General features: G+C 62.4%; 19 protein-coding genes and 1 tRNA gene. 5 read left to right on the forward strand and 15 right to left on the reverse strand.

The features are described 5' to 3' along the window. Positions 1-86: 86 nt before the first annotated feature. The 5 genes from HF955_RS16915 to HF955_RS16935 form a co-directional block, all read right to left on the reverse strand. Positions 87-1,076, reverse strand: a complete 990-nt coding sequence (locus HF955_RS16915; protein WP_291076788.1) for a threonine/serine dehydratase — start codon at positions 1,074-1,076, stop codon at positions 87-89. A 42-nt stretch (positions 1,077-1,118) separates the two neighbouring features. Beyond that, a complete protein-coding gene (galU, locus tag HF955_RS16920; RefSeq protein WP_291076790.1) occupies positions 1,119-1,991 on the reverse strand; it encodes a UTP--glucose-1-phosphate uridylyltransferase GalU in 873 nt (290 codons plus the stop codon). Between the two features lie 110 nt (positions 1,992-2,101). Beyond that, the gene (locus HF955_RS16925; protein ID WP_027836293.1) at positions 2,102-2,374 is read right to left on the reverse strand and encodes a hypothetical protein; all 273 of its coding nucleotides are present in this window, start codon (positions 2,372-2,374) and stop codon (positions 2,102-2,104) included. A gap of 74 nt (positions 2,375-2,448) precedes the next feature. Beyond that, positions 2,449-2,685, reverse strand: coding sequence for a hypothetical protein (locus HF955_RS16930; protein ID WP_291076793.1), 237 nt, complete (start codon positions 2,683-2,685; stop codon positions 2,449-2,451). Between the two features lie 122 nt (positions 2,686-2,807). Beyond that, on the reverse strand, positions 2,808-3,575 hold the full coding sequence (locus HF955_RS16935) for an SDR family NAD(P)-dependent oxidoreductase (RefSeq protein ID WP_291076795.1): 768 nt from the start codon (positions 3,573-3,575) through the stop codon (positions 2,808-2,810). Positions 3,576-3,634: 59 nt separating this feature from the next. On the opposite strand from HF955_RS16935, the gene HF955_RS16940 reads away from it, so the two are divergent. Genes HF955_RS16940 through HF955_RS16950 form a run of 3 tightly spaced genes read left to right on the forward strand, consistent with a single transcriptional unit; the run spans position 3,635 to position 6,540 of the window. Further along, positions 3,635-4,756 (forward strand): Re/Si-specific NAD(P)(+) transhydrogenase subunit alpha, encoded by a 1,122-nt coding sequence (locus HF955_RS16940; RefSeq protein WP_291076797.1) that lies wholly within the window; start codon positions 3,635-3,637, stop codon positions 4,754-4,756. Further along, positions 4,753-5,118, forward strand: a complete 366-nt coding sequence (locus HF955_RS16945; protein ID WP_272982634.1) for a proton-translocating transhydrogenase family protein — start codon at positions 4,753-4,755, stop codon at positions 5,116-5,118. Before HF955_RS16940 ends, HF955_RS16945 begins: the two co-directional genes overlap by 4 nt. A gap of 3 nt (positions 5,119-5,121) precedes the next feature. Further along, positions 5,122-6,540 carry an NAD(P)(+) transhydrogenase (Re/Si-specific) subunit beta gene (locus tag HF955_RS16950; protein ID WP_291076801.1) on the forward strand — a complete coding sequence of 473 codons (1,419 nt, stop codon included), beginning with the start codon at positions 5,122-5,124 and terminating at the stop codon, positions 6,538-6,540. Here HF955_RS16950 and folK read toward each other — a convergent pair. The 5 genes from folK to HF955_RS16975 form a co-directional block, all read right to left on the reverse strand. Beyond that, positions 6,537-7,061 (reverse strand): 2-amino-4-hydroxy-6-hydroxymethyldihydropteridine diphosphokinase, encoded by a 525-nt coding sequence (gene folK / locus HF955_RS16955; protein WP_291076803.1) that lies wholly within the window; start codon positions 7,059-7,061, stop codon positions 6,537-6,539. The genes HF955_RS16950 and folK overlap by 4 nt on opposite strands. Continuing rightward, positions 7,054-7,419, reverse strand: a complete 366-nt coding sequence (folB, locus tag HF955_RS16960) for a dihydroneopterin aldolase (protein ID WP_035552361.1) — start codon at positions 7,417-7,419, stop codon at positions 7,054-7,056. The genes folK and folB overlap by 8 nt, the downstream gene beginning before the upstream one ends. Continuing rightward, positions 7,416-8,252, reverse strand: coding sequence for a dihydropteroate synthase (folP, locus tag HF955_RS16965; RefSeq protein WP_291076805.1), 837 nt, complete (start codon positions 8,250-8,252; stop codon positions 7,416-7,418). The genes folB and folP overlap by 4 nt, the downstream gene beginning before the upstream one ends. A gap of 398 nt (positions 8,253-8,650) precedes the next feature. After that, a complete protein-coding gene (locus HF955_RS16970) occupies positions 8,651-9,052 on the reverse strand; it encodes a hypothetical protein (RefSeq protein ID WP_291076807.1) in 402 nt (133 codons plus the stop codon). 178 nt (positions 9,053-9,230) lie between these two features. After that, positions 9,231-9,306: transfer RNA gene (locus tag HF955_RS16975), tRNA-Lys, on the reverse strand. A gap of 98 nt (positions 9,307-9,404) precedes the next feature. Between HF955_RS16975 and HF955_RS16980 the strand changes: the two genes are divergently transcribed. Then, the gene (locus tag HF955_RS16980; protein WP_291076809.1) at positions 9,405-10,112 is read left to right on the forward strand and encodes a hypothetical protein; all 708 of its coding nucleotides are present in this window, start codon (positions 9,405-9,407) and stop codon (positions 10,110-10,112) included. Here the strand turns inward: HF955_RS16980 and tgt are convergent. From tgt to HF955_RS17000, 4 genes are all read right to left on the reverse strand, one after another. Then, positions 10,087-11,229, reverse strand: a complete 1,143-nt coding sequence (gene tgt / locus HF955_RS16985) for a tRNA guanosine(34) transglycosylase Tgt (RefSeq protein WP_291076811.1) — start codon at positions 11,227-11,229, stop codon at positions 10,087-10,089. The two genes, HF955_RS16980 and tgt, sit on opposite strands and share 26 nt — an antisense overlap. A gap of 42 nt (positions 11,230-11,271) precedes the next feature. Next, positions 11,272-12,264, reverse strand: a complete 993-nt coding sequence (locus HF955_RS16990; RefSeq protein ID WP_291076812.1) for an amidohydrolase — start codon at positions 12,262-12,264, stop codon at positions 11,272-11,274. A 96-nt stretch (positions 12,265-12,360) separates the two neighbouring features. Beyond that, positions 12,361-13,248, reverse strand: coding sequence for a division plane positioning ATPase MipZ (locus HF955_RS16995; RefSeq protein ID WP_027836304.1), 888 nt, complete (start codon positions 13,246-13,248; stop codon positions 12,361-12,363). Between the two features lie 40 nt (positions 13,249-13,288). After that, a complete protein-coding gene (locus tag HF955_RS17000; protein WP_027836305.1) occupies positions 13,289-13,738 on the reverse strand; it encodes a hypothetical protein in 450 nt (149 codons plus the stop codon). A gap of 92 nt (positions 13,739-13,830) precedes the next feature. On the opposite strand from HF955_RS17000, the gene panC reads away from it, so the two are divergent. Further along, positions 13,831-14,709: a pantoate--beta-alanine ligase gene (panC, locus tag HF955_RS17005; protein WP_291076815.1), complete on the forward strand. Its 879-nt coding sequence runs from the start codon at positions 13,831-13,833 to the stop codon at positions 14,707-14,709. On the opposite strand, the gene hisC is transcribed toward panC, so the two are convergent. Continuing rightward, on the reverse strand, positions 14,693-15,784 hold the full coding sequence (hisC, locus tag HF955_RS17010) for a histidinol-phosphate transaminase (RefSeq protein ID WP_291076816.1): 1,092 nt from the start codon (positions 15,782-15,784) through the stop codon (positions 14,693-14,695). The two genes, panC and hisC, sit on opposite strands and share 17 nt — an antisense overlap. Positions 15,785-15,797: the final 13 nt, after the last annotated feature.

Below are 15,797 nucleotides of genomic sequence, written 5' to 3' on the forward strand. Positions count from 1 at the left end.
GCGAACGGAACGGCAGATTAACCATACTGAAAGACTTCGCGCCCCGAAGATTAATGATCCGGGCACAAATCTTTACGGAATACGGCTCAGGTACCGTTCAGGACATCCGCAAACAAACCGGCGTCAACATTTCCGCCGGTGACGATCACCCCAACCCGCTTTCCACGCAGGGCGCCCGGCAGCCCTTTCAGCGCAACCGCCAGGGCGGCTGCCCCGCCCGGCTCGGCAACGATCTTGAGATAGCGGAAGGCTGCGCGCATGGCGGTGGCGACCTCCTTATCGGACGCCAGCAGCCCCCCGCTGAGCAGCCGCCTGCCGAGTGCAAAGGTGATCTCGCCCGGAGCGGGCGTCAGGATCGCATCGCAGAAGGACCGCGTTCCGGGCGCATTGGTGCGGATCTCGCCCGAGGCCAGCGAGCGAGCCCAGTCATCATGCTGTTCGGGCTCGGCGGCCCAGATGTGTGTATCGGGCGACAGGCGGTTCATGGCCAGGGCGATCCCGGTGATCAGGCCGCCCCCACCGGCACAGCAGATCAGATGGTCCAGAGGCGCGCCCTGCACAGCCATCTGCCGGGCAAATTCGAGGCCTGCCGTGCCCTGCCCGGCCACGATGTGGGGATCGTCGAAACTGGGCACCACGATCGCGCCGCGTTCCCTGGCAATCGTTTCCGCAATCTCCTCGCGGCTCTCGGTCTCGCGATCATAGAACACGATTTCCGCCCCGTCGGCCTCGACCCCGGCCACCTTGATGGCCGGCGCATCGGACGGCATCACGATCAGCGCTGGCATGTCCAGCAGCCGGGCTGCCCGCGCCACGCCCTGGGCATGATTGCCGGACGAAAAGGCCACGACACCGGCAGCCCTTTGTGCGTCCGGCAATTGCGCCAGACGGTTCATCGCGCCGCGTATCTTGAAACTGCCCGTGACCTGCAGACACTCCGCCTTCACGAACAGCGTGCCGCCGGACATCTCATCCAGCGCCGCATGCGTGAGCACCGGCGTTTCGCGGGCCACACCGTCGAGACGGTCTGCGGCGGCGACAATGTCTTCAAAAGTCGGCAGGACGGGATCGGTCATGCCGGAGGCGTAGACCGAACCTGCCTGTCCTGCAACGGATTGCTAGCCGAGCATTGCCTTCGCGATCGCGCGCGCTTCCTCGCCAATCTCTTCATTGTCGAGCGCATAGCCCAGCACGGCCTGGAAATAGCCGATCTTCGAGCCACAATCATAATCCTGGCCGTCAAACTCGTAGGCGTAGAAGGATTGCGCTTCCATCAGGCGCGCCATTGCATCGGTCAGCTGGATCTCGCCGCCGGCGCCCTTGCCCTGGTTTTCCAGCAGGCCGAAGATTTCCGGCTGAAGGATGTAGCGCCCGGTGATCTTCAGGTTCGACGGCGCATCTGCCACCGGCGGCTTCTCGACCATGCCCGTCATTTCGATCAGGCGGCCATCGCGATCGGTCCCTTTCGGCGCGATCACGCCATAGGACGAGACGCGTTCCATGGGCACCTGATCCACGGCAATAATATTCCCGCCGACCTTGTCATAGGCCTCAACCATCTGCGCCAGGCAGGATGGCGTGCCCTTGACCAGAACATCCGGCAGGAGAACGGCAAAGGGCTCGTTTCCGACAATGTCCTTGGCGCACCAGACTGCATGGCCGAGGCCGAGCGGTGATTGCTGGCGCACAAAGCTCGCGGCGCCGGCCGGCAGCTTCGTTGCCCGCACCTGCTCCAGAATGGCGTCCTTGCCCTTGGCTTCCAGCGCCACTTCCAGTTCGTAGGCAATGTCGAAATAGTCCTCGATGGAGCCCTTGTTGCGCCCGGTCACGAAAACAATGTGTTCGATGCCGGCTTCCAGCGCCTCGTCCACCACATATTGCAGGGCGGGCCGGTCGACGACCGGCAGCATCTCTTTCGGGATCGCCTTGGTCGCGGGCAGGACCCGCGTGCCAAATCCGGCAACGGGAAGGACGGCTTTACGAACGCGCATCAGACAGGAGCTCCTTGGAATTCAACATGACGGCGCAAGCCGACAGGACCGGTTCTAAACAGGCTTGGCCTTAGACCGCGTTAACTTAAAACAGGAAAATGCCTGCAATCCTACAGCCAGCCAAAGCCATACAGGCTTAACGCAGCGACGCTACAGGCAAGTGACAGGACCAAGATGGGCGTCATGCTGCGCCCGATGGACGGAGCGCGGCGTCCCTGCATTTCCACTTCGAGCAGACGCTGCAGGCGGCGCGCCGGAGAGGCTGTGTGCCCCGCGGCGGACGGTTTGGAGCGCGGTGGACCTGACCGGCGATCGCGCGCTTCAACGGCAACGCCCGTTTCGGCATCCTCTTGAGGATCTGGCTGTACATTCGGAAGGGCCATCGGAATCTCCGGAATTTTCCGGGATCATAGGCGATGAGAGCTAACCGATGCCTAACGCCCTCTGTCGGAATGTCTCAGTCTGTGACCGGACCGCAGAACAGGCCGCCATTGGGCGCCTGGAACCCATGATGACACCGCAGCGTGGCCGTCGGATTGTCGCTGTCCAGCAAGGCAAAGGTCCGCAGCATTTCAGTCCGCTCGGCAGATGCTGCGCGCAGGGATTCGGCGGCATTTTCCTGCATTCGGGTGGCCGGGTCCACCTCGCCATAGATCACCGCGACAACCCCTGTGGACACGACTGTCGTGAGCATCGCTCAACTCTCCATCAAAGCCAGGCTTCAAGACATTGTCTCACCGTGCGATTCACCCGGCATTTACCAAGCCGCCCCGGCGGGAGCGGCCTGATAATCTGCATGATGGAAAAATTCAAGACCTAAAGCGGGGTCAGGCTATGTCCGCCATCGACCACGACCGTCGCGCCGGTCATGTAGCTGCCCGCATCCGAGGCGAGAAGCAGCAAGGGCCCGGTCAACTCGTCATAGTCTCCGAACCGGCGCATCGGCACGCGCTTGGCCATGCGCTGACCCGCCTCCGACTCGAGGAAATCGTCATTGATGGCGGTCTTGAAATAGCCGGGCGCGATGGCGTTGACGCGAATGCCATGGCGTGAGGCCTCCAGCGCCATGGTGCGGGTCAGATGATCCACACCTGCCTTGGAGGCCGAATAGGCCGAAATGATATTGGACGGTCTCAGTCCGGTAATCGACGCGATATTGATGATCGATCCCGGCACGCCAGCCTGCATCATGGCCCGTGTCGCATGCTTGGCCACGCGCCAGACCCCGGTAAGATTCGTCTCGATGACTGCATCCCAGTCCTTTTCGTCCATGTCCCAGTACCAGCCTTCCCGGGACATGCCGGAATTGTTCACCAGAACGTCGCATGGCCGGCCCAGCGCCTCGCGAATCTCTCCGAATGCGCCGGTGACGCTGTCTTCAGAGGTCACGTCCATTTCGACCGGAAGGGCCTTTCCGCCGCGTTTCTCGATCTCGCCCGCAACTTCTTCCAGCTTGTCGAGACGTCGCGCCGCCAACACGACATAGGCGCCTGCATCAGCCAGAACGCCTGCGAAATGGCGACCCAATCCACTCGATGCGCCCGTTACCAGTGCCGTCTTATTAGCTAAACTCAACAATCTCATGCCCTCCAATGCAAAATTTCGTATTGCACGCCGCAATATTTTTCCTCTATCCCAGCCTCATGAAAATATCTGTGCTGAGGGAACGACGAGCTGGTGAGACCCGTGTGGCGGCTACACCAGAAACCGTCAAGAAGCTGGTGGCCTCTGGCCACTCTGTCACAATCGAGTCCGGAGCGGGCACTGTCGCAGGGTTCCCTGACGACAGCTTCACCGATGCCGGCGCCACAATTGCAGCCGATGCGTCGGCTGCGGCCAAGGGGGCGGACATTGTCTTCAAGGTGCGCGCACCTGAAGCCGATGAAATCAGCGCCCTGCCGGAAGGTATCGCCCTGATCGCTCTGATGGACCCCACAAATCTGGACGCAGCCCCGCTGAACGGAAAGAAGATTGCGGCCCTGTCCATGGAATTCACGCCGCGCATCACCCGCGCGCAAAGCATGGACGCCCTGTCGTCCCAGTCGAACCTCGCGGGCTATCGCGCCGTCATCGAAGGCGCCCAGACTTATGGCCGCGCCATGCCGATGATGATGACCGCTGCGGGCACGATTGCCCCGGCCAAGGTGTTCGTCATGGGCGCCGGGGTTGCCGGTCTGCAGGCCATCGCCACCGCCCGCCGTCTTGGTGCAGTCGTGACCGCCACCGATGTGCGCCCCGCCGCAAAGGAACAGGTGGCCTCGCTTGGCGCAAAATTCATCGCGGTCGAGGATGAGGAGTTCAAGGCGGCCGAAACTGCTGGTGGATACGCCAAGCAGATGTCGCCGGAATACCAGGCCAAGCAGGCCGAGCTCACGGCCAGCCACATTGCCAAGCAGGACATTGTCATCACGACAGCCCTGATTCCTGGCCGTGCGGCGCCGGTTCTGGTCACCGAAGACATGGTGAAAACGATGAAGCCCGGCGCGGTCATCGTCGACATGGCCGTCAGCCAGGGCGGCAATTGCCCGCTGTCCAGGCCGGATGAAGTGGTTGACGTGAACGGCGTGAAAGTGGCCGGGTTCTCCAACCTCCCTGCTCGCCTTCCGGCCGATGCCTCATCCCTGTTCGCCAAGAACCTTGTCGCCTTCCTGCCGCTGGTCACAGCCGAGGATGGCAGCCTCAATCTCGACACCGAAGACGAAATTGTCACCGCCATGCTGCTGACGCGCAATGGTGCGACGGTGAACGAAAGGATCCAATCATGAAGCGCGCACTCCTGACGCTTTCCGCGGCCAGCTTCGCGCTGCCCGCCTTCGCAGATGCCGGCGGCATCGATTCCACCGTCTTCCTGGCCGCGATCTTCGCGCTGGCCTGCTTTGTCGGCTATTATGTCGTCTGGTCGGTGACGCCGGCCCTGCACACGCCGCTGATGGCTGTGACGAACGCCATTTCGTCCGTGATCATCGTCGGCGCGCTCGTAGCCGCCGCCACGGTCGGCCTCAGCTCCGACAATTGGGTCTCCAAGATCCTCGGCACGGTCGCTGTGATCCTCGCCAGCGTGAACATCTTCGGCGGCTTTCTCGTCACCCAGCGCATGCTGGCCATGTACAAGAAGAAGGGGGACTAAGGCATGGACTCCTTCCACACCACTTGGGCGCCGCTGCTCTATCTCGTTGCCGGCATCCTCTTCATCCTGGCCCTGCGCGGTCTTTCCAGCCCGGCCACCAGCCGCGCGGGCAACCGCAATGGCATGATCGGCATGGCCATCGCCGTGGCGACCACGCTGGCCCTCGTCTGGAACCAGCTTGATCTCGAAACCTGGGGCCTGATCCTCGGCGGCGTCGCCATCGGCGGCACGATCGGCGCAATCATCGCCCGCAAGATCCCGATGACGGACATGCCGCAGCTGGTCGCTGCCTTCCACAGCCTGGTTGGCCTTGCCGCTGTGCTGGTGGCTGCTGCTGCGCTGTATTCACCCATCAGTTTCGGCATTGCAGGTCTCGAGGGCATCAAGGCCGCGTCGCTGATCGAGCTTGGTCTGGGCTCCGCCATTGGTGCGCTGACCTTTACCGGCTCACTGATCGCCTTCGCGAAGCTGAACGGCAACATGTCCGGCGCGCCCATCATGCTGCCGGCCCGTCACCTGCTGAACATCCTGATCGGTGTCGGCATCGTGGCGCTGCTGGTCATCCTGATCCAGACGCATGGCCAGGCACAATGGGCCTTCTGGGGTCTTACGGTCCTCGCCCTGATCCTCGGCATCACGCTGATCATTCCGATTGGCGGCGCAGACATGCCCGTCGTCGTGTCCATGCTGAACTCCTATTCGGGTTGGGCTGCAGCGGCGCTCGGCTTCACGCTCGGCAATTTCGCCTTGATCATCACAGGCGCGCTGGTCGGTTCGTCCGGTGCGATCCTGTCCTACATCATGTGCAAGGGCATGAACCGCAGCTTCATTTCGGTCATCCTCGGCGGCTTCGGCGGCGACGATGCAGCCGCGGGTGCCGCCGGTGCAGATGCCGATCGTCCGTTCAAGCGCGGCTCGGCTGAGGATGCGGCCTTCATCATGAAGAACGCGTCCAAGGTCATCATCGTGCCCGGCTATGGCATGGCGGTGGCGCAGGCCCAGCACGCGCTGAAGGAAATGGCCGACAAGCTGAAGGAAGAAGGCGTCGAAGTGAAATACGCCATCCACCCCGTTGCGGGCCGGATGCCGGGTCACATGAACGTCTTGCTGGCCGAGGCCCAGGTTCCTTATGACGAGGTCTTCGAACTGGAAGACATCAATTCGGACTTCCGCAATTCCGAAGTTGCTTTCGTCATCGGCGCGAACGATGTGACCAACCCCGCCGCCAAGACCGACACGACCAGCCCGATCTATGGCATGCCGGTCCTGGACGTCGAGAATGCCGGGACGGTCCTCTTCATCAAGCGCTCCATGGGCTCCGGCTATGCCGGCATCCAGAACGAGCTGTTCTTCCGCGACAACACGATGATGCTGCTCGCAGACGCGAAGAAGATGGTCGAGGATATCGTCAAGAACCTCTAGCGGGCTCTCAGCTCAGCAAAGCGGCGCGTCGCTGAATCGTCCCGCTCGCAAATCTGATCGGCCGCTCTCCGTCTGAGGGCGGCCGTTCTGCTTTCGATGGGCTCACCATCCAGCACCCAATCCGGCGCGATCTCCGCCAACGGCTCCATCACGAACCGGCGCTCCTGCATGCGCGGATGCGGGATGGAGAGCGTCTCGGTGTCCATCTCGACACCGGGCATCATCAGCACATCCAAATCCATCTCCCGCGGCCCCCAGCGCTCACGCGTCTGACGCCCCAGCTCCGCCTCGACGGCCTTGCAGGCATGCAGCAATTGCATCGGTCCGAGGTCGGTCTCGATGAGCACGCAGAGATTCAGGAAATCCGGCTGGTCCTCAACGCCCCAGGGCGCGCTGGCATAGAGGCCGGAGATTGCGATCACCTCAACGCCCGGCATCTGCTCCAGCAGCGCCACGGCGCGTGAGAGCGCGGCTTCCCGGTCTCCCATATTGGTGCCGAGGCCAAGCGCCGCCTCAGCCATTGCGGGCCCGCGTGATGGACACGCCGACATGGTCCACCAGATGCCGGATCGGGGCGGAAGGCTTGCGAACGGTGACGGTCACCTCTTCCACAATGTCCCACTTCTGAAGGATGGCATCCGCGATGCGCTCGGCAAAGGTTTCGATCAGGTTGAACACGGTCTTGCCGGACAATTCCTCCGCCAGGTCACAGACCTCGCCATAATGGACCGTCTCTTCCATCAGATCGGTCGACGTGGCCGGCTGTCCGAGGCGGCAGTCGATATCGATGAAGAATTTCTGCCCGAGGGACTTCTCCGCCTTGTGGACGCCGTGGAAGCCGTGGAGGCAAAGATTGGTAACGAAGATACGGTCGGTCACTTGGCACTCCTGATGGCCTGGAACATGTCGAGCGCCTCCCGGTGGGCGGCCACATCATGGACACGAAGAATTGTCGCGCCCCGGTAGACGCTATCGAGGCCCGCCGCAAGCGTGCCGACAAGCCGCTCCGCGACAGGATTGCCCGTGAGGCGGCCGATAAAGGATTTGCGCGACACCCCCACCAGCACCGGACAGCCGGTCTCCACCATCAGGTCCAGATGGGCGAGCACTTCGAAATTCTGCTCATAGGTCTTGGAAAAGCCTACACCGGGATCCAGCAGGATGTGTGCGCGCGGAATGCCTGCCCGATCAGCGCTCTCGAAGGCGCGCCCGATGAAGTCGGCCATGTCCTGGCGTAGATTGATGTCGGCATTTGTCGCGCCGCGATTATAGGTGATGCAGACAAGGCTCTCTGTCTCGGCCACGGCGTCGGCCATCTGCGCATCACGGGTCATGCCCCAGACATCATTGGCCAGCACCGCACCAGCCGCCACAGCCCGCCGGACGATCTCTGCCTTGTACGTATCGATCGAGACCGGCAGCGCGTCCTCCGAGGCGAGCCGGGCAATCGGCTGGGCGACCCGCGCCCATTCATCCTCAAGACTGACCTCTTCGCCGCCCGGCCGGGTCGACTCCCCGCCTATGTCCAGAATGTCGGCGCCTTCGGCCCGCATCTGCTCGGCATGGGCAAGTGCGCCCGACAGCGAGTCATGCGCGCCGCCATCAGAGAAGGAGTCCGGCGTGACGTTCAGAATGCCCATGAGCAAAGGGTCGCCCGTACTCAGCCGGGCCAGCAAACGGTTCCGCACGGCAATTCGCGTATGCCTGTCCATCAGCGTATCCTTTCTGCGCCGAAGGCTTAGCCGCTGGGCCTGCGCCAAACAATGATCCAGCTGCCGCACTCCCCGCTCATGGCTGGGTTTTCCCGTGTGATAACAATGCATCGCAGCCCCCCCCAATCCGGCGGAGATGCGGAAGACATATCCTGTACCTGGTCGGCGATTTCGGCGAATCTGCTGGCCATCAAAAGGTCCGGAACCTTGCGAGACCATATCTGGTACGTCTCCAGGGGTCCCGGCGGATGGAACGCGCTCCCGCGTGCACACGGGGCCACATGATTTCATCCAACATACCAAAACGGCCCCCGGCCAACGGAGCATGGCTCCATCCGCCAAGGACCGATCAGACGGGACCGGAGGGGCTTGGGCCCGCTCCGGCCATTTGTGCTGGCTTATTGTTTGGTTTCGACGCCGGGATCGTTTTGCGAATAGGCGTCTTCCAGTTCCTGCGTGTCCGGCGCGGGTGTCTTGGCGCCAGCCTTGCTGTCATCAGCGCCCGTGTCCGCGTTCAACATATCCGGCGTATTCGGATGGCGGCCGTCGCGCGGCATGAGGACGGGATTGTTGCCTTCATCGAGGCGCCGTGCGCGCTCCTCGGCCGTACCGGAGGCCTGCGGACGGTCTTTCTGGCCGTCATCCCGGAGAAAACCATGCTCGCCGTCTCGGGGCTGAGGAGAGGTTTCCCGGAAACCTGCCTGATTCGTGTCGCCGCGGCCGGGCGTCTCGCCCTCGCCGCGCTGCTGGCTGAGGTCATCCCGGCGTTGCGGGTCGATATCGGTTTCATACTTGCTCATCATGGTCTCCTTTCGGGAAACCAACGGGCCGAGCGGCCGTGATGTTCCGACGGATCCATCGCGCAGGCGGTTAAATGGCGGTAATTCGGAACAGGCCTTCGCTTGCGCGGCCAGGCATTTCATTCCCGAGACCGATCCTCGATCGATTTCTGCCGCTAGGCGTCAACGGAAGGAAGAATGGTGTGCCCTACAGGGGTCGAACCTGTGACCTACTGATTAAAAGTCAGTTGCTCTACCGACTGAGCTAAGGGCACGCCGGAACGCGCGATTTAGGCGACCAGAACGGTCGGGTCAACCGCCTCTTGCACAGTATGGCTTGAAGTCGCCACAATTTTCGCATCACCCTCGCCAGATGAGACGTATATCGCCCCTGTTCCCAGTAATCGCCCTGATTGGTGCCTGCGCCAGCCAGCCGGCCCCCGTGCAGCAAAAGACCGATTCGGACGGCAATCTCGCCGGCAATGTCGAAGCCGCCGCCGGCAGCGCCTACAGCCAGACGCGTGACGGACTGGGCGACGCCGCCCTGTCGCCGCTTGAAGACCTCAATCTGAGACGCGAGCCGATCCCGGAAATCCTGAAAGGGGTGCAGAGCCCCTATGACCTGCCCGAGGTTCTGAGTTGCGAGGACATTCTGAAACGGCTTGCGCAACTCGACGCCGTGCTTGGGCCCGATTGGGACACACCGGTACCGGATGAACGGCTGAGAACAGAGAAACTCGCCGATTCCGCTTCGGACGCCACGCTGGGGGCCATCGCATCCGAGGCCCGCGGCCTGATCCCGTTCCGAGGCATTGTCCGCAAGGCCACCGGCGCGGAAAGCTACGCGAAGAAGTACAATACGGCCTACAAGATCGGCGCCCAGCAACGCGCCTATCTCAAGGGCATGGGTCTGGCCAAGGACTGCCCCCTGCCCGCACGGCCTGATTTTGCAGCGGAACGCGACCCAACGGCCGTCACCTACAAGGGCGATGCACCCACCGCGCCCCAGGATTCGGGCGCGTACGATGCCTACCAGCAGAAACAGCTGGACAATCTCACGCCCGTTCATCCTTCGGACTAGATTTCGTCGACGCCCAGGCGGCCTGGAGACGGCTGCGCAGCGCCTCGAACCGGCCCTCGGCGATGGCGGCGCGGATCTCCTGCATCAACGCCTGGAAGAAGGCCGTATTGTGCCAGCTGAGCAGCATGGGCCCGAGATACTCGCCCGCCTTGAACAGGTGGTGATAATAGGCGCGAGAATAATCCTGGCTGGCCGGGCAGTTCACGGCCTCGTCCAATGGAGACAGATCCTCTGCAAAGCGGGCATTCTTCACGTTCACCGGTCCATCCCAGGTCCAGGCCTGACCGTGACGTCCTGACCGGGTCGGCAGGACGCAGTCGAACATGTCGATGCCACGCGCCACGCTCTCGACCAGGTCAATCGGCTTGCCGACGCCCATGACATAGCGTGGCAGGGCATCTGGAAGATGGGGCACCGTCATGTCGATGGTGGCGCACATCTGATCGTGGCCCTCACCTACGGCGAGGCCGCCAAGCGCAATGCCGCCAAAGCCTTGCGACACCACGCCCCGGGCGGATTTCTCCCGCAGGTCGGCATAGTTCGATCCCTGAATGATTCCGAACAGGGTCTGCCGGTCCCGTTCGCCGAACGCGTCGAGAGAACGCTGGCCCCAGTCAAGCGAAAGGTCGAGGCTGCGCTCGGCCTCTTCATGGCTGCAGGGATAATCGGTGCATTCGTCCAGCTGCATGGAAATATCTGCGCCCAGCAGATCGGCCTGGATTTCGATACTGCGCGCCGGGGTCAGCCGGTGCGTGGAGCCATCGATATGGCTCTGGAAGGTAACACCATCCGCATCCATCTTCCGCAACTGCGCCAGCGACCAGACCTGAAAGCCGCCACTATCGGTCAGCATCGGCCCGTCCCAGTGCGCAAAGACATGCAGGCCGCCGAGGCGCTTCACACGCTCGGCGCCCGGCCGCAGCATCAGGTGATACGTGTTGCCCAGGATGATGTCGGCCCCGGCATCCTTCACCTGGTCCATGTAAAGCGCCTTCACCGTGCCCGCCGTGCCCACAGGCATGAAGGCGGGCGTGCGAATGTCGCCGCGCGGTGTTTTCAGCACACCGGTCCGGGCCTTGCCCTCGACCGCGGAAATCTCGAAAGGAAAAACAGCCATTCGGGCGCTATAGGCGCTCTGGTGCGGCCTGCCTAGACGCGCCTACAGCCGGTAGATGCGCCGGGCCGTTTCGCTGAACAGGGCGCGCTGTTCCAGTTCGGAATACTTCGCGGCAATCTTCTTCAGTCCATTCCAGAGCACCGGATAGCTGATGGACCAGCGGTCGACCGGAAAATTGCTTTCGAACATGCAGCGCGAAGCACCGAAACAATCGATCATGTGATCATAGTAGCGCGCCTGCGCCAGCACGAACTCGTCAGAGGTCGGCGGCGTCTCCCGCTCATGCCAGCCCCAGCCATTGTCGGGCATGGCAAGGCCGCCCAGTTTCGCGACCACGTTCGGGCAATGCGCCAGATCGGCCATGTCATCGCACCATTGCTCGAAAATCTCTTCGCGCTTGTCGGCATAGGGGCCAATGCCGATCGGGGTGCCGAAATGGTCGAGCACCATGGTCGTGTTCGGAACCGCCTTCACCAGGTCCAGATAGTCGCGGTTCTGGTGATGGTAGTGCCAGGTGTCATAGGAGAGCCCGTGTTCGCCCAGCAGCTGCACGCCGCGCCGGAAATCATCATCGGCATACAGGCGCTCCGGCGCGCGGCCCGGTATGCGCAGCGTCGCGCCGCTCGTGTCGCGCGAGCCGGCATGGCGGATGCCCCGAAACAGGCCTTTGGCAGCCTCCATGTGGGCATCCAGAACCTCCTCGAGATTCGGACCACGCAGATCGGCATGCCCGACGATCCCCGCAATATGAGGCCCGCCTTTCGCTTTCATGTCTTCCGCAGCCGCCGCCACGAATTCCGTCTCGCCAACGGGTTTCAAATGATCCGGCCCGTCTTCCCGATAGGCTGCACCGCACTCCATGAATACCGTATGCACAATCTTGTGGCCGCTGGTCAGGTCAGCCAGGAATTCCGGGACGTTGTAGTGCATGTCGGCCTGCGGCCAGAGATGATGATGCGGGTCAACGATTTCCCGATCCGGATCGACAATGTCTTCCTGAACCTGCGCCAGCCAGTCGCTATTGTTGAACACCATCTGCGCTTCCTCCTGTTTTGGAGGCAGTGTGAGCCCGAAACATGCGAAAGGCCAGCCCGCAGGCTGGCCCCTGTTGTCTCGCTCGTATCAACGGGATCAGAATTCGATCTCGGCTCCAACCAGCTCCGGCAGTTGCAGGACGATCAGCAGATCGCGCATCTCCTGACGGGCAGCCACATGGCTCATCGTGAAGGAGACGTTGGAGCCCTTTTCGGTCAGGTCCAGCAGGGTCAGGCCGGCCGGGAAGAGTTCACGATAGATCACGCGCTCCGACAGGCCGGGCGCGAGCCGGAAGCCGATCCGCTTGGAAAGATTCGTCAGGGCTTCGCCGACACGTTCCTTGTTCCGCGCCGCCAGTGGCGACATCCGGTTGCGCATGACGATCCAGTCAATCGGACGACGCGAGGTCTGTGCCTTTTTCTTGCGGCAGGACCAGACCATTTCGGAATAGAAGCTGGGCCGCAGCACTTCGAGCGTTTGCGGGTTCACATCGCCGAGCAGATCGAAATCGACGAAACTGTCGTTCAGCGGCGTGATCAATGTGTCGGCATTCACATGCGCGAGGCGCGAGAGATAGGTGTCACCGCCCGGACCATCAATGATGATGAAGTCGCAGGCTTTCTTGAGGCGCGCCACGCTGCTGAGGAAACGCTGGGTCTCCTCCGATTCAGCCTTGTCGAGGTCCCTTTCCGTGGACGCATCCACGCGAACGATTTCGGGCATGGGCAGACGCGCGCCCGTGGACTGCATCCAGCGAAGGCGATTCTCGAGATACCGGGTCAGGCTGCGCTGGCGCACGTCGAGGTCAATGACGCCCACCTTCTTGCCCATGCGCATCAGCGCAACGGACAGGTGCATGGAGACCGTCGACTTGCCCGCACCGCCCTTTTCATTGCCAACGACAATGACGCGGGCCTCGCGCTGCTGCGCTGACAGGTCCGGGCCGCTATCCGTGGTGAGCGGGGCGAATCCATCAGCGGGCATTATCGACAACTCCTAGTGTACTCGGTCAGCAGATCAGGGCTCAGGCGACGTGGGACATTTCCGAACCGGAAGACTTTCCGGTGGAGACCACATCCATGAACAGGTCGGCATCTTCCATCGGCATGTCGCCGAAATGCGCCGCCATGGGCTCGCCATCAAACAGCAAATCATCCGACATGATCGGACCGAAGGCAGCGTGCTTCGGCATCTCGGCATTGACCGGCGCATGCGCCGCTATGTCGGTCAGCAGGCCGCGCAGGCTGGAGAGCGTGCCGGAGACCCGCCCCAGATCGCGGGAATAGAGTTCCGCAGATTCCGTCACCGGGCTGCCATCGCGGTCGAACATCCATTCGTCCACCGCATTCGGGTTCAGGTATTCGGTGATCGGCTCCGGCATTGCCATGTCTGCGGCGGCAGATTTGCCGGCGGCCAGACGGAGACCGATGGAAAGCGCGAATGTTTTGAGCGGAGCGAGAATGCGGTGTGTCATGGGTTTGAAATTCCTCCGAATGGGTTAACAACGCGTTTACGAAATCCTCTGGCAGGATGTTTTAAACAATCCTCATACGGGAACTTTTCATAGTGAATTCCAAGACAGGTACGTTAACGGCCGCGGTACGCTCGCGGGCCGAGTTGCAACAACAGGTTCGCGCCTGGCGCCAAGCCGGTGAAACCATTGGATTTGTTCCCACAATGGGGGCACTTCATGGGGGGCATTTATCGCTGGTGAAGACGGCTGCAACCCGTGCAACAAAGGTCGTGGCCAGCATATTTGTGAACCCCACACAGTTCGCTCCGGGCGAGGATTTCGACACCTACCCCCGGGACGAATCGGCCGACCGGGCAAAACTCGATTCGGTCGGATGCGATCTGGTCTACCTGCCTGCCGTGGAGGAAATGTATCCCGACGGCACCCGAACCAATGTCCGGGTGGAGCAGATGTCGGACCTGCTGGACGGCATCTACCGGCCGCATTTCTTCTATGGGGTCGCAACCGTGGTGGCGCGCCTCTTCCTCCATGTTCAGCCGGACGTGGCGGTTTTTGGCGAGAAGGATTACCAGCAACTCCAGATCATCCGGCGGATGGTGCGCGATCTCGGTTTTCCGATCGAGATTCTCGGCGGCCGGACCACGCGCGATCCGGACGGCCTCGCGCAATCTTCCCGCAATCTGTACCTTACATCGGAAGAGCGTCGCGCAGCGGGCGCCCTGCAGGCCGCCCTGCACCGCGCCTCCGTTCGGCTGTCCCTCGGCGCGAAGCCTGCGGAAGTCCTGTCAGAGGCCCGCGACCTGATCATGGCGTCGGGATTTCGTGAAATGAATTATGTCAGCCTGGTCGATCCGGATACGCTGGAAGACCTGCCGGACGCCCCCTTGCCGGACGGCACTGTGGCCCGCCTTCTGGGTGCCGCCTGGCTGGGCAAGACCCGTCTGATCGACAATATCAGCGTGACGCGGTGAAATCCGACAGGGCGGACAGAACGGCCTGATTGTCCTCAGCCGAACCGACGGTGATGCGCAGCCGGGCTGGCAGGCCATATCCGCCAACCGCCCGCACCAGGATGTTGCGCGCTTTCAGGTATTCGTTGGCCGCGGCGGCCCGTTCCGCCGTGCCGAAATCCGGCAACACGAAATTGGCGTGGCTGGGTGGCGTCGCGAGGCCGATGGCATTCAAGGCGCCTGTCATGCGTACCCTCCAGTCGGAATTGTGTTCGCGGCTGCGACTCAGAAACTCCACATCCTGGATGCTGGCCATGCCGGCCGCGACGGCCAGTCCGTTGACGTTGAACGGCCCGCGAATGCGCTGATAGGTCTGCGCGACTGCTTCCGGCATGTAGCCCCAGCCGAGGCGAAGCGCGGCCAGCCCGTGGATCTTCGAGAAGGTGCGCATCATCACCGTGTTTGCCCGGCGGTCGACCAGATCCCGGATCCGGGCCTCGTATTCGGGTCCGACATATTCGGCATAGGCGCCATCGACCACGAAGAGGACATGAGGCGGCAAGCTGTCCTGGATCTGTGTCAGGGCGTCGACCGGCAGCATCGTCCCGGTCGGATTGTTGGGGTTCGCCAGAAACAGGATTTTCGTCCGCGGCGACACAGCGCCGAGAATGGCATTGACGCCGGCCGTCAGCTCCGTTTCCGGCACGGTCACCGGGTCCGCCCCATGCGACAGGGCCGAGACGCGATACATGGAAAAGGCGTGTTCCGTGAACAGGATCTCGTCGCCCGGCCCGGCATAGGCCTGGGTCAGGAGGTGAATGATTTCGTCGGAGCCGGCTGAGACAACCACGCGCGCAGAGTCTGCGATCCCGGTCGCTGCGGCGATCGTTTCCCGCAAGGCCCGATATTCCGGGTCCGGGTACACGTGCACATCAGCGGCGACCGCCTTCATCGCCTCGATCGCCTTCGGACTGGGCCCGAACGGGTTTTCATTCGAGGCCAGCATGATCACATGGCCTTGCGCACCGGCCAGTTTGCCGCCGGGCACATAGGGCTTTGTCTGCAGGATGTGCGGGAGGGGTTTGATCTCGGTCATCGCCGCGCGGCTT

The sequence above is a fragment of the Hyphomonas sp. genome (assembly GCF_017792385.1).
Classification (GTDB): domain Bacteria; phylum Pseudomonadota; class Alphaproteobacteria; order Caulobacterales; family Hyphomonadaceae; genus Hyphomonas.

What these genes read in the sequence shown, in the direction of transcription:
- HF955_RS16915 (WP_291076788.1), bottom strand. Translation starts at nt 1,076, where the DNA reads ATGACCGATCCCGTCCTGCCGACTTTTGAAGACATTGTCGCCGCCGCA.
- galU (WP_291076790.1), bottom strand. Translation starts at nt 1,991, where the DNA reads ATGCGCGTTCGTAAAGCCGTCCTTCCCGTTGCCGGATTTGGCACGCGG.
- HF955_RS16925 (WP_027836293.1), bottom strand. Translation starts at nt 2,374, where the DNA reads ATGGCCCTTCCGAATGTACAGCCAGATCCTCAAGAGGATGCCGAAACG.
- HF955_RS16930 (WP_291076793.1), bottom strand. Translation starts at nt 2,685, where the DNA reads ATGCTCACGACAGTCGTGTCCACAGGGGTTGTCGCGGTGATCTATGGC.
- HF955_RS16935 (WP_291076795.1), bottom strand. Translation starts at nt 3,575, where the DNA reads ATGAGATTGTTGAGTTTAGCTAATAAGACGGCACTGGTAACGGGCGCA.
- HF955_RS16940 (WP_291076797.1), top strand. Translation starts at nt 3,635, where the DNA reads ATGAAAATATCTGTGCTGAGGGAACGACGAGCTGGTGAGACCCGTGTG.
- HF955_RS16945 (WP_272982634.1), top strand. Translation starts at nt 4,753, where the DNA reads ATGAAGCGCGCACTCCTGACGCTTTCCGCGGCCAGCTTCGCGCTGCCC.
- HF955_RS16950 (WP_291076801.1), top strand. Translation starts at nt 5,122, where the DNA reads ATGGACTCCTTCCACACCACTTGGGCGCCGCTGCTCTATCTCGTTGCC.
- folK (WP_291076803.1), bottom strand. Translation starts at nt 7,061, where the DNA reads ATGGCTGAGGCGGCGCTTGGCCTCGGCACCAATATGGGAGACCGGGAA.
- folP (WP_291076805.1), bottom strand. Translation starts at nt 8,252, where the DNA reads ATGGACAGGCATACGCGAATTGCCGTGCGGAACCGTTTGCTGGCCCGG.
- HF955_RS16970 (WP_291076807.1), bottom strand. Translation starts at nt 9,052, where the DNA reads ATGAGCAAGTATGAAACCGATATCGACCCGCAACGCCGGGATGACCTC.
- HF955_RS16980 (WP_291076809.1), top strand. Translation starts at nt 9,405, where the DNA reads ATGAGACGTATATCGCCCCTGTTCCCAGTAATCGCCCTGATTGGTGCC.
- tgt (WP_291076811.1), bottom strand. Translation starts at nt 11,229, where the DNA reads ATGGCTGTTTTTCCTTTCGAGATTTCCGCGGTCGAGGGCAAGGCCCGG.
- HF955_RS16990 (WP_291076812.1), bottom strand. Translation starts at nt 12,264, where the DNA reads ATGGTGTTCAACAATAGCGACTGGCTGGCGCAGGTTCAGGAAGACATT.
- HF955_RS16995 (WP_027836304.1), bottom strand. Translation starts at nt 13,248, where the DNA reads ATGCCCGCTGATGGATTCGCCCCGCTCACCACGGATAGCGGCCCGGAC.
- HF955_RS17000 (WP_027836305.1), bottom strand. Translation starts at nt 13,738, where the DNA reads ATGACACACCGCATTCTCGCTCCGCTCAAAACATTCGCGCTTTCCATC.
- hisC (WP_291076816.1), bottom strand. Translation starts at nt 15,784, where the DNA reads ATGACCGAGATCAAACCCCTCCCGCACATCCTGCAGACAAAGCCCTAT.